Genomic DNA, 11,596 nt, shown 5'->3' with positions numbered 1-11,596 from the left:
AAAGGGTATTGGGTTAAAAGCGCTGAAAGCGTTGTACTACTATTTGTATGGATTTTTAGGACAAGGGATGTCGTAAAACGTTCTTGTGATGCTGATACCTAGAAAATAGTAGACATCATTATCGTTCGGGTTGCCGTATTTAAAGTTTTTATAACGCTGATCACCGGCCGAAACATTATCTAGGTAATCAAAAAAGGTTTTTCGAACACCGAACTCCAAGCCGAAATACCACTTGGGTGTATAGACATACTTAACACCCACGCCAAACGGAATCATCGCCTGCACATTGCTATACTCGGCTGTCTTATCGCCATTGCCGGAAAAACCGAAGAGACCCAACCCCCCAAACAGGTATGGAGTAAAACGCACAAAACGTTTGGTATCGCGCCAGTTTAAAAAATGATATTCCATCACGGTAGAAGCCTCCATGAGGAACAGATCGAACGAAGCATCGCGTTGTGAGGCAAATGCATCAATTGGTTTTTCAGAAGCACTCAGTTGACCTCCTGTCAGTGCTGCACGAAAGCTCACCACACTGCTGAGGTTGGAGCGATAAAAGGCCGTAACTGCCGGCCTTGAATATTTAAAGTTATAAGTCCTTACCAGGTCACCGGTATAGTTGAATGTTCCTATTCCAAATCCTACTTCGGAGCGTTGAGCCAAGGCTGTTACGGCACTCAGCAAAATTATTCCAACTACTATAGACAACCGGCTGGCAAAAATCATCATCTGAATTTAGCTCTATGGAAAGATTTACCTAGTATATATGTAAGCTTTATCGATGTCACCATAAATATATCTTTATCATTCTTGCTACCTCTCATATTTGTATTGCCCTTGGCATCGGTATACTCTTCACCGTATCCTGACACTACACTGTAAGATTGCCCATCTCTACCAACATATGTATGGTCTCCCGGTAATATTTCACCGGTGCGATATGACATCGCTTTCGCGAGTTCGTTGTTACCAAACACACCCAGATCTACATAGCTCTTGCTTACATCATCGATGTAGTCTGTGAACAAGTATCTGAACCCGATCTCTGCCGAAAGGTCAAGCACTTCGTTTAGTCTAAAACGCGCGCCAATACCAAATGGTATAGAGATCTGAATTCTTTTATAAGGTTTTATCCCATAGTTAGCATCACCCTCCTGAAGTGTAGAATGTTGTCCTTCTGTACCAAGTGGTTGCAGGTCTACCCACTTACCCGCTTCGGGCAATGGATTACCCTGAAGATCGGTTTCAGGTGCCTGAGCTTGCGGGTTGTGATGAAACACAGCGATACCAGCAAAAGCGTATGGAGTCCATGCAACACGACTGATATAGGTTGCCTGGTTTTCAAACAAGTCCATACTGGCAACAACGGAAAGTTCTTTTATACGATTTCTGAAAGAAAGATTTCTTTTGAAGCGATAGATACCATTATCAAGATCACCCGGATCTGCAGACTCAACATCAGCACCACGGAGTGTACCATACATGAAAGATGCAGTAAGAGTATAGCGCGGGCCAAAGCGATGCCCGAAAGAAAGACCAATAGCTGGTCGTGTAAATGAAATATCGGTGCTGAAGCGATTTGGTTTTGGCGATAGGTCTCCGTAGTAGTTCAAAGCATTGATGGAAACGCCAACCATACTGTAAACCTTTTCTTTACCGAACCATGATTTACGGCCTCGATACGTCATCATTCGCTTATTGTTTTTCTTGATTGCCCGTCTGTTCATTTGGGCAATTGCATCCTCCGCTCCCAGTGCGAATACGAATGTGATTAAGACCAAGAATAGCTTTCTCATGAATAAGTCTATAGATCAGTGAATTACAAAAGTAAATATTAATTCCGAATGTCTAACCCCCAGTTTAGTTTTTGGCGAAGGGTTTTAAAGTAATGTTGCCCCTCTAATTGTATCAATTTTACCTTGAAATCAGCCTTTGATACCCTTAATTTAATGGTTGCATCGACAGAAGCCACACGCGAATCGAGTGATACTAAAAATTTTTTACTTCTTCCTTCAACTCCAAAAGTAATTTCTGATTCATCGGCTACTACGATGGGACGTACGGTAAGATTATGCGGACTAACAGGTGTTATTACAAAATTACGCGACCGCGGAAATATCAAAGGACCTCCACAACTTAGCGAGTAGCCGGTTGATCCTGTTGGCGTTGCTACAATGATACCGTCTGCCCAATATGAATTTAAAAATTCTCCATCGATATAGGTATGGATGGTTATCATAGAAGAGCTGTCCTTCTTCACAATGGTAACATCGTTCAGCGCAAAGTTAAGATTGCCAAATACATCCTGATTTGTTTCCAACTTTAAAACTGAACGCAAGTCAATTTTATACTTGCCTTCGCATACTTTTGTTACGGCCTGCTCCACCTCCTCTTTGCTGTTCGTTGCCAGAAAGCCGAGTCTTCCCGTATTTATACCCAACACCGGAATTTCTTCTTTACCTATATGCGTGACAGAATCCAGTAATGTTCCATCACCACCAACACTTACCATGGCGTTCACACCTTTGAGAGAATCTCCGGTGCTGAACGTTTCGAACTTTATATTTTTGAATGCGGGGGTACGGAGGTACTTGCCGAATTTTTCTGAAACCAGAATTTCTGAATTATACTGCTGCAATACTTCAAAGATACGGGTAATAAAAGGTGCTGTCTGGCGATTGAATTCCTTTCCATGTACAGCAATGCGCATGACGTTCTGATTTAAGTTTTTGTGTGGTGCCTTCTTTTCATGTTAAAGATAGAAACGCCAGACAACGGAACAAAAACTTAGCGGTGCTTAATACAATGCAATCGTTAGTTTTATTTTGAAAAGTTATGGTTAATCTTTCTTCAATAGGAGTGAAGCCCATGATTCACGTTCATCACGACTAACTTCTTTCAAATTATAGGTTGAGCCTTCTTTTAGCAGGTCAGCTATATCATGGGTATAAAATCCGCTCAATAAGAGTAAACCCCCTGGAACGAGATATTCCTGGTATAGCTTTATTTCATCGAGCAATACATTCTTGTTGATGTTAGCCAGAACAATGTCGAACATGCCGGTGATGTTTACTTCACTTAGCTTGCCTTGCTGAAGAGAGATGTTGTTACAATTATTTACTCCGATGTTTTCTTGGCCGTTAACAACGCTCCACTCATCAATATCGAATGCTACAACTTCTTTCGCACCACGTTTCGATGCCATAATGGATAGTATAGCTGTGCCACAACCGGCATCCATCACACGCTTGTTCTGATGGTCGATATCAATCTGCGCTTTCACCATCAGGTGGGTGGTTTGATGATGACCTGTTCCGAATGACATCTTCGGAGTGATGGTAATTACGTAAGGGTATACTTTATCGATCTTGTGAAACTCGGCACGGATCAAACACTTGTCATCCACTATAATGGGCTGATAACTTTTCTCCCATTCTTCATTCCAGTTTTGTTTTTCAATACGATCCTGGTAAAAGATGAGTGGCGTCTGTTCGCTATACCGGTCTTTTATATACTGCAGTTGTTCCTTATCAAACTTTTCCAATTCAACGTAGGCTTCGAATCCTTTTTCAGTTTCCATAAAAGTATCGAAGCCCGCCTCCGCGATTTCGGCCATCAGGATTTCAGCAAAATCAGGATTACAGATTACTTGGAGGCGGGTATAGTACATATTGAAAATCGATCAGGCGCCTTTAATAACTTCTGTAAATTCTCTTGACTTCAGCGATGCTCCACCTACAAGACCACCATCTACATCCGGGCAGGCAAAAAGTTCTTTTGCATTGGCTGCGTTAACACTACCTCCATATAAAATAGCTACTGCATCTGCAACCGACTGGCCATACTTCGCAGCAATGTGTTTGCGGATAACCGCGTGCATATCCTGTGCCTGTTGTGCAGAAGCTGTTTTACCTGTACCGATAGCCCATACCGGTTCGTAAGCAATCACAATGGTTTTTATAACATCACCACTCAGGTGGAACAAACTTTCTTCAACCTGTTTTTTTACAAGTGCTTCGTGTCCGTTGCTCTCGCGTACTTCAAGAGGTTCTCCACAGCAGTAGATCGGAATCAAACCGTGCTTCAGAGCAACATCAACTTTCTTCGCCAGTAATTTTCCATCTTCACCAAAGTATTGTCTGCGCTCGCTGTGCCCAAGGATAACATACGGTATTCCGATTGATTTCAGCATAGGTGCTGATACTTCACCGGTATATGCACCTGACTCATGTTCGCTGCAGTTCTGTGCACCAATAGCTATACGATTGTTGTTCCCCAACTGATTTTTGATGGGCAACAGGTACGGAAACGGAACACAAAAAATTACTTTCGCATCACCCTTTACTTCATCGGCAACCATACCTGCTATTTCGGATGCAAGTATATTTCCTTCTTCAAGAGTCTTGTTCATCTTCCAGTTACCGGCTACAATTTTCTGGCGCATAGTGTTTTGATATTAAGGTTGAAATTTTTCTGAGGCCCCAAAGATAGGATTAGAAAGTTTAAAGTTAAAAGCAGAAGTATAAAGCCGCGACTATCTTCTTTCAGGTTTATAGTGCGACTCTTTAAAGAGTTGCTGTGCGTTGGCGGAATTCATCAACTGCGGCAGTGTTATATCCGGATGTGACTCCATGTATTTATTCACGATGCGCCATCCCACCCATTGTCCTATTCTTCCCGGACATTTTTCACCAACCTGAATCGTAACAGGGCGTTCGCCCAGGTAATCCTTCTTAACAACGTGGCTCGTGGCAAACAATACGTTGCTTTCTATAAAGCGCGCCCAGATCAGGTCTTCATTCGCGCGCGAGCCTTTTATTTCGTCTGGAGTATACCAGATCAGCGTACTGTCAGGTGTGCATGGCAACATGTGTTTGGCAAAGTAAAATGCCTTGCCATACGCTACCATATCAGCCAGCACGGTCTTATCGTTCATCTCGGTTTTGTTAAACCTTCCATCTATACCATAGATAAGCATCGCAGACGGAACGATATCATCCGGATCATACTTTCTTAATATATAGTTATATACATTCTTAGGCCTGTACTTTGCACCTCTGCCCAAGTAAAAATCAAGACTTACTATAATGAGTGAGTCTGTTACAAACATATCGGTATCAAGGCCGGTAATTATAGTTTGAATACGCGGTGGCGTAAAGTCAGGATAGTAATACTTGACGTTTGAAAAGGCTGCTTCAAATTCAGCTTTCAATGCAGCGCCATCGCCAAACACACGTTTTGTTTCGAGCAGTAATGTATCGAAGTGCGGATTGTTAAAACGGCTATAAAGCTCATCGAGAAAAACAGAGTCACCAGGGTATTCTGTTCTTCTGAACATATAATCGCGTATCAACGGCTGTCGGGTAAAGAGTGCCACGAGTTCATCTTTACTTTTTATATTTACGACAGAGTCCTGAAGCTGCTCGAGCGTAATCGTTACTTTATTGCCAGATGTCTCCGGTTTAAAGACACACTCGTCTTGCTCATCTTTTGTACAACCGGCTGCCAGGAGTATAAGCAATACAGCAGCGAGCAATGATCTCTTCATGTGTTATTTCTATTTTGCTGCGAAGATCGAATTTTTTACAACATGAAGAACAACGGGTAAGCTTTCGCTTTATTTCGCATCGAATGTTAATACATCGGCAGGCGTACTTTTGGTGAGACGAAGGCTCTTTACTTTACCCCGCACGGTTACGTGCACCAGGTTCGACTGGTCTTCATGTGTTTCCATAATGATGTTGTTCATCACCTGTATCGCTTTCCATTTTTTAACATTGCTCACTTCAATAAAAAAGATAAATGCCTCTCCTTCCTTTTCATGACCGAGGTATTTTATTTTCTGTGCCTTTTTATCAAGTACTATTTTTAAATGTTCCTCGAGATAAGGAGCCATGATCTGATCGAGTGTAACACCTTTCGGCTCGGTAATATCGAGCTCGGGTTGGTTCAGCCTGTTGCGCATGGTGAGCTCAAGATCATCAATAAATACGCGCATCATAATCTCCAGCACTTTGTCTTTTTCATCGTACTCTATTTCAGTTACGGAAACATGAAGCGGGTGCAACATGAGCGCAAAGACAATACTGTGGACGAACGATAGAATAGAAAATGATGTGACCATGAAAATGTTAACTGAATCGTGGAGTCGAAAGGTCCAAAAATAATACCGAAAAAAAGAAATTGATTACCGATCATGTACAGATTGTTCGGCAACTTCTTTACCGGCAGAATCGCACCCCCCATAAAATACCTAATCTCTTTGTCAAAATTATCTCCTATACTTGTGCCCTTAAAATTTTCATTGCACTAATTATGAGCGAGTTTCAACTCTATTTTGGGTTAGGAAAAGATCACATTCTGGACTATAGAAATGGCTACGACCACATTTTATTTGTAGTAGCATTGTGTGCGCTATACCTGATGCGCGACTGGCGGCAGGTACTGATCCTCGTTACTGCTTTCACCATAGGACACTCCATAACGCTGGCGTTATCAACGCTGGAAATTATCACGATCAAAGCCGACCTCATCGAATTTCTTATACCGCTTACCATTTTTATAACGGCCGCATCCAACCTGTTCAAGAATGAGGAAAATTTATCGGGCAGACCGATTCAGCTTAATTATTTTTTTGCAGCTTTTTTTGGATTGATACACGGCATGGGTTTTTCAAATTACCTGAAAGGTATTTTAGGTAAAGACGAACGAATTATATCCCAGCTATTGGCCTTTAATCTCGGGTTAGAGGTAGGCCAGATAATTATTGTTGCCATCTTTTTAACAGCCAGCTTTCTTTTAGTGGATTTGTTTGGTGTAAATCGAAGAGACTGGAAAATGGTTGTCTCTTCTGCGGTGGCCGGCATCGCTTTGATGTTAATGAAAGAAAAAGCATTTTGGATTGAATAACTCTTATATAAACCTATATGAAGCGCGTTTTTAAAATTTCCCTCCTTCTTGTAATAATGCAGGCGGCATGGGCACAGGAAACTCCACGGTGGCAGGGCAAGTTCGAGCAGCTCGACCAACAATTACCAACTCCGAATGAATATCGTTCGGGCTCAGGGGCACCGGGCCCTAAATACTGGCAACAAAAAGCCGATTATGTTATAAACGTAGAACTCAATGACGATAATCAAAGTATAACCGGATCTGAAACGATAACATACCATAACAACTCACCCGATGTGTTGCGTTACCTATGGCTTCAGCTTGACCAGAATAAACTTGCTGAAGATAACATGACGCAAAAGACAAAAACGAATACCTTACGCGATTCTATCGATGCAAAATCAGCAGGCTCGGCCTATAATCTTTTTGATTTTGACGGAGGATTTAAAATCAAATCGGTGAAAGATGCTACCGGTAAAGATCTTACGCACCTCATCAACTACACCATGATGCGCATCGATCTTCCGCAGCCACTCAATCCCGGACAGAAATATACTTTCTCCATAGACTGGTCTTATAATATCAACGATGGAGTTCGCGTCCGTGAGCGCACGCAGTATGAATATTTCCCCGAAGATGGTAACTACTCGTACGTAATTGCACAGTGGTTCCCACGCATGTGTGTATACGATGATTATGAAGGATGGCAGAATAAACAATTCCTGGGACAAGGCGAGTTTGCATTACCATTCGGTGATTACAAAGTAAAGATCACCGTACCAGCCGATCACATTGTAGGCGCCACCGGTCAGCTTAAAAATGCTGAGACTGTTCTTAACAAAACACAATTGGAGCGACTGGCAAAAGCCAAGACTTCATTTGACAAGCCCGTAATTATAGCGACTCAAGACGAAGCTGTACTGCGCGAGAAAACAAAACTGAAAGAGAAGAAGACATGGGAGTTTCATGCCGACAACGTTCGTGACTTTGCTTTCGCTACATCACGCAAGTTTATATGGGATGCACAGGCGGTAAAGATCGGCAGCAAAACACCATTGGCAATGTCGTATTACCCGAAAGAAGGTAATCCGCTGTGGGAGAAAGAGTCTACCAAGGCAGTGAAGAATGCCATAGAAGTATACTCTCGTATGACGATTGATTATCCATACCCGGTAGCTATATCTGTTCACGCTGCGCACCAGGGAATGGAGTACCCAATGATATGCTTTAACTATGGCCGTCCGGCTAAGGATGGTTCCTATACTCCTGCTGTACGCAAAGGTATGATCGGTGTAATTGTACACGAAGTAGGGCATAACTTCTTCCCGATGATCATCAACAACGATGAGCGTCAAACAACGTGGATGGATGAAGGTGTAAATACATTCGTACAGTTGGTAACAGAAATGGAACGTTACCCGGATATAGATTTCGACAGAGGTAAACCATCTGCACTGGTGCCGTATATGAAAGGTGACCGCAGCTCGATGCGTCCGTTGATGGTGAACTCCGAGCAGGTAATACAATTCGGTAACGAGCAATATGCAAAAGCCGGTACAGGTTTATTCATGTTGCGCGAAACCATTATGGGCAGAGAGTTATTCGATAAAGCATTTAAAGAGTATGCACAGCGCTGGGCCTTCAAACATCCGAAGCCTGCAGACTTTTTCCGTACGATGGAAGATGCATCCGCTGTAGATCTCGACTGGTTCTGGAAAGGTTGGTTTTATACTACCGATGTATGTGATCAATCTATAGACCAGGTGAAGTGGTTCAAGATGCGCAAGACAGAGAGCGATCCTGAAACTAAAAACCTGAAAGTAAAACAAGGTGATCTCAATGCGAAAGATGAGAAGAAGTTCGACAATTTTAACAACGGTCCGGAACCGTTCAGTTTAACGAATACCGATCCGCGTATGTATGGTGAGTTCAGAAGTCAGATCGATGATAAAGCGATCATGCAGAAACTCGACAACAAGAATATATATGAAGTAACGTTGAGTAATAAAGGCGGACTGGTAATGCCGGTAATTATTCAGTGGACTTACAAAGACGGATCAAAAGAGATCGAACGTATACCGGCCGAGATCTGGCGCATCAATGAAAACAAAGTAACCAAAGTGTTTGTCAAGGACAAGGAAGTAACCAGCATCGTGCTGGATCCACAGCAGGAGATCACCGATGTAAATGCACAGGACAACGTGTTCCCTAAATCACAGTCCGCTTCCAAATTTGACGAATTCAAAAAGAGAACAAACTAGAGAATCGTTATAAGTTATCCGTTAATCGTTACTAGTAAATACGATTAACGGATAACCATTAACGAATAACGGCATTCAATCATGAGAGTATTACTTGCTATTATATTTACATGCGTGCTTGTACGTGCTTCAGCACAAACACAACCGCAGCAACAGGCGTGGAAAGGAAAATTCGAGCAGCTCGATCAGGTACTGCCAACACCAAATTCATATCGCACAGGCGCTGGTGCACCGGGTCAGAATTACTGGCAACAACGCGCTGACTACGTGATCAACGTAGAAGTTGATGACAAGACTCAATTACTGACCGGTTCTGAAACCATCACGTATCACAACAACTCACCGGAAACATTAACGTTTCTCTGGCTTCAGCTTGATCAAAATATACTCGCTGATAACAACATGACTTCTCAAACCAAAACTGGTGTTGTGAGAGACTCTGTGCCGGCCGGATTTTTCAACATGATGACGGGTGTAAAAACTTCCGATTACAAAGGAGGCTATAACATCAAGTTTGTAAAAGATGCAGCGGGCAAAGCGCTTCCCTATACCATCAACAATACCATGATGCGTGTAGATCTTCCTGCCCCGCTCAAGACAGGTGAGAAATTTACTTTCGCTATTGACTGGAGCTATACCGAGTACAACCGCCAGATCTTTAACCAGCGTGGTGGCTATGAGTATTTCCCGGAAGACGGCAACTATGTATATACTTTCGCGCAGTGGTTCCCACGCATGTGTGTGTTCGATGATTACGAAGGCTGGCAGAACAAACAGTTCCTCGGTCAAAGCGAGTTTGCGCTGGTGTTTGGTAACTATCGTGTACGCATCACAGTGCCTGCCGATCACATTGTAGGTGCTACCGGTACTATACAAAATCCGAAAGATGTATTGAGCAAAGAGCAGATCGAACGTTTCGAAAAAGCGAAAAAGGCTTTTGATAAACCTGTATTCATTGTTACACAAGACGAAGCTGTTCAAAAAGAAAAAACAAAGTCAACCAAGAAAGCTACGTGGGAGTTTTATGCAGAGAACGTACGCGATTTTGCATTTGCTTCTTCTCGTAAATTTATATGGGATGCACAGGCGGTAAAAGTAGGCGATAAGACTCCGATCGCTATGTCGCTCTATCCAAAAGAAGGTAATCCACTGTGGGAGAAAGAATCTACCAAGGCTATCAAGAACGCATTGGAAATATACTCTGAGCGCACGTTCAACTATCCATACCCCGTAGCATATTCTATACACACTGCCAATCAAGGTATGGAATACCCGATGATCTGCTTCAACGGTTCACGTCCTAACAAAGACGGCACATACTCACAGCAGAAACTGGTGGGTCTTGTACAGGTGGTTGTGCACGAAGTTGGTCACAACTTCTTCCCGATGATTGTAAACTCCGACGAACGTCAATGGACGTGGATGGATGAAGGTTTGAATACGTTCCTTGAAAAAGAAACCGTTCGTGTTCGTTATCCTGAATTATATAGTACACATGGTACGCCAAAAGGAATTATACCTTTCATGAAGGGTGATAAGAGCCAGATGCGCCCGATCATGACTAACGGTGACGATATGCGCTACAACGAGTTTGGTGCTAACGGCTATACCAAGCCATCTGCTGCACTCACGCTTCTTCGCGAAACCGTAATGGGGCCGGAGTTATTCGATAAAGCGTTCAAGGAATACTCAGAACGCTGGGCATTTAAACATCCGAAGCCTGCAGATTTTTTCCGTACGATGGAAGATGCATCGGGTGTAGATCTGGATTGGTTCTGGAGAGGCTGGTTCTATACCACCGATAATGTAGATGTAGCAGTTGATGAAGTGAAGTGGTTCCAGTTGAAGAACGAGCAGATCGATCCGGAAAAGAAAAACATCAAAACAAAAAAAGGCGATCTTACAGCTGAAAAGAATACCGGTAAAAATGCCAACGACTTCAGCAGCGGACCAGAACCATTTACCATGCTGAATACACCTGACCAGATGTATGGAGAATTCAGAAGTCGCATTAACGATGCTGACATCCGTAAAAAACTGGAAGGCAAAAATATATACCAGATCAAGTTTAAAAATGTAGGAGGCCTTGTTACACCGCTTGTTATCGAGTGGACGTATAAAGATGGCTCTAAAGAAATAGAGCGCATACCGGCGGAGATCTGGCGCATTAATGAAAACGAAGTGGTAAAGGTTTTTGTAAAGGAGAAAGAAGTTGTAAACATTGTGCTCGATCCTAATTTCGAATTAGCCGATGTTGAGATGAACAACAACGTGTTCCCGAAGAAGACTACCGAGTCGCGGTTCGACCAGTTCAAGAAGAATAATTAGTGCAGCAACATTTGCTCTGCAGCGATAGAAATATAGTCTTGTAAAAGTTGCAGTACATCTGTAGTATACGTTTGACGAAAAGAATTAAGCCATCCTTGTAAAAAAGGATGGCTTTT

The 11,596-nt window shown here is 42.7% G+C and carries 10 protein-coding genes; 3 read left to right on the top strand and 7 right to left on the bottom strand.

All coding sequences use genetic code 11. The features are described from left to right. Positions 1 to 39: 39 nt before the first annotated feature. The 7 genes from porG to ACFQ21_RS24235 all read right to left on the bottom strand — a co-directional run bounded on the left by porG (position 40) and on the right by ACFQ21_RS24235 (position 6,124). Positions 40 to 729: a type IX secretion system protein PorG gene (porG, locus tag ACFQ21_RS24265; RefSeq protein ID WP_377583578.1), complete on the bottom strand. Its 690-nt coding sequence runs from the start codon at positions 727 to 729 to the stop codon at positions 40 to 42. Then, positions 726 to 1,691: a DUF6089 family protein gene (locus ACFQ21_RS24260; RefSeq protein WP_377583576.1), complete on the bottom strand. Its 966-nt coding sequence runs from the start codon at positions 1,689 to 1,691 to the stop codon at positions 726 to 728. Before ACFQ21_RS24260 ends, porG begins: the two co-directional genes overlap by 4 nt. Positions 1,692 to 1,834: 143 nt before the next feature. Continuing rightward, a complete protein-coding gene (locus ACFQ21_RS24255; RefSeq protein ID WP_377583574.1) occupies positions 1,835 to 2,710 on the bottom strand; it encodes an NAD kinase in 876 nt (291 codons plus the stop codon). A 129-nt stretch (positions 2,711 to 2,839) separates the two neighbouring features. Further along, complete coding sequence (gene prmA / locus ACFQ21_RS24250) at positions 2,840 to 3,670, bottom strand: 50S ribosomal protein L11 methyltransferase (RefSeq protein ID WP_377583572.1); 831 nt, start codon at positions 3,668 to 3,670, stop codon at positions 2,840 to 2,842. A gap of 12 nt (positions 3,671 to 3,682) precedes the next feature. Continuing rightward, entirely contained in the window at positions 3,683 to 4,444 is a 762-nt protein-coding gene (tpiA, locus tag ACFQ21_RS24245) for a triose-phosphate isomerase (protein WP_377583570.1), read from the bottom strand. 90 nt (positions 4,445 to 4,534) lie between these two features. Then, entirely contained in the window at positions 4,535 to 5,548 is a 1,014-nt protein-coding gene (gldB, locus tag ACFQ21_RS24240; RefSeq protein ID WP_377583568.1) for a gliding motility lipoprotein GldB, read from the bottom strand. 69 nt (positions 5,549 to 5,617) lie between these two features. Then, a complete protein-coding gene (locus tag ACFQ21_RS24235) occupies positions 5,618 to 6,124 on the bottom strand; it encodes a DUF6702 family protein (protein WP_377583566.1) in 507 nt (168 codons plus the stop codon). Positions 6,125 to 6,315: 191 nt separating this feature from the next. Here ACFQ21_RS24235 and ACFQ21_RS24230 point away from each other — a divergent pair, with 191 nt between their 5' ends. From ACFQ21_RS24230 to ACFQ21_RS24220, 3 genes are all read left to right on the top strand, one after another. Continuing rightward, positions 6,316 to 6,909: a HupE/UreJ family protein gene (locus ACFQ21_RS24230; protein WP_377583564.1), complete on the top strand. Its 594-nt coding sequence runs from the start codon at positions 6,316 to 6,318 to the stop codon at positions 6,907 to 6,909. Positions 6,910 to 6,926: 17 nt separating this feature from the next. Beyond that, the gene (locus ACFQ21_RS24225) at positions 6,927 to 9,152 is read left to right on the top strand and encodes a M1 family metallopeptidase (RefSeq protein ID WP_377583562.1); all 2,226 of its coding nucleotides are present in this window, start codon (positions 6,927 to 6,929) and stop codon (positions 9,150 to 9,152) included. 81 nt (positions 9,153 to 9,233) lie between these two features. Beyond that, positions 9,234 to 11,480 carry a M1 family metallopeptidase gene (locus ACFQ21_RS24220; RefSeq protein ID WP_377583560.1) on the top strand — a complete coding sequence of 749 codons (2,247 nt, stop codon included), beginning with the start codon at positions 9,234 to 9,236 and terminating at the stop codon, positions 11,478 to 11,480. The last annotated feature ends 116 nt before the right edge of the window (positions 11,481 to 11,596 follow it).

This window comes from Ohtaekwangia kribbensis, from assembly GCF_042676245.1.
GTDB classification, from domain to species: domain Bacteria; phylum Bacteroidota; class Bacteroidia; order Cytophagales; family Cyclobacteriaceae; genus Ohtaekwangia; species Ohtaekwangia kribbensis.
The sequence above is the reverse complement of the archived record's forward strand: the minus strand, read 5'-3'. Positions and strand labels throughout refer to the sequence as shown.

Excerpts from the sequence above, each read along its gene's own strand:
- ACFQ21_RS24255 (WP_377583574.1), bottom strand. The coding sequence starts at position 2,710 with ATGCGCATTGCTGTACATGGAAAGGAATTCAATCGCCAGACAGCACCT.
- porG (WP_377583578.1), bottom strand. The coding sequence starts at position 729 with ATGATGATTTTTGCCAGCCGGTTGTCTATAGTAGTTGGAATAATTTTG.
- gldB (WP_377583568.1), bottom strand. The coding sequence starts at position 5,548 with ATGAAGAGATCATTGCTCGCTGCTGTATTGCTTATACTCCTGGCAGCC.
- tpiA (WP_377583570.1), bottom strand. The coding sequence starts at position 4,444 with ATGCGCCAGAAAATTGTAGCCGGTAACTGGAAGATGAACAAGACTCTT.
- ACFQ21_RS24260 (WP_377583576.1), bottom strand. The coding sequence starts at position 1,691 with ATGATGACGTATCGAGGCCGTAAATCATGGTTCGGTAAAGAAAAGGTT.
- ACFQ21_RS24225 (WP_377583562.1), top strand. The coding sequence starts at position 6,927 with ATGAAGCGCGTTTTTAAAATTTCCCTCCTTCTTGTAATAATGCAGGCG.
- ACFQ21_RS24235 (WP_377583566.1), bottom strand. The coding sequence starts at position 6,124 with ATGGTCACATCATTTTCTATTCTATCGTTCGTCCACAGTATTGTCTTT.
- prmA (WP_377583572.1), bottom strand. The coding sequence starts at position 3,670 with ATGTACTATACCCGCCTCCAAGTAATCTGTAATCCTGATTTTGCTGAA.
- ACFQ21_RS24220 (WP_377583560.1), top strand. The coding sequence starts at position 9,234 with ATGAGAGTATTACTTGCTATTATATTTACATGCGTGCTTGTACGTGCT.
- ACFQ21_RS24230 (WP_377583564.1), top strand. The coding sequence starts at position 6,316 with ATGAGCGAGTTTCAACTCTATTTTGGGTTAGGAAAAGATCACATTCTG.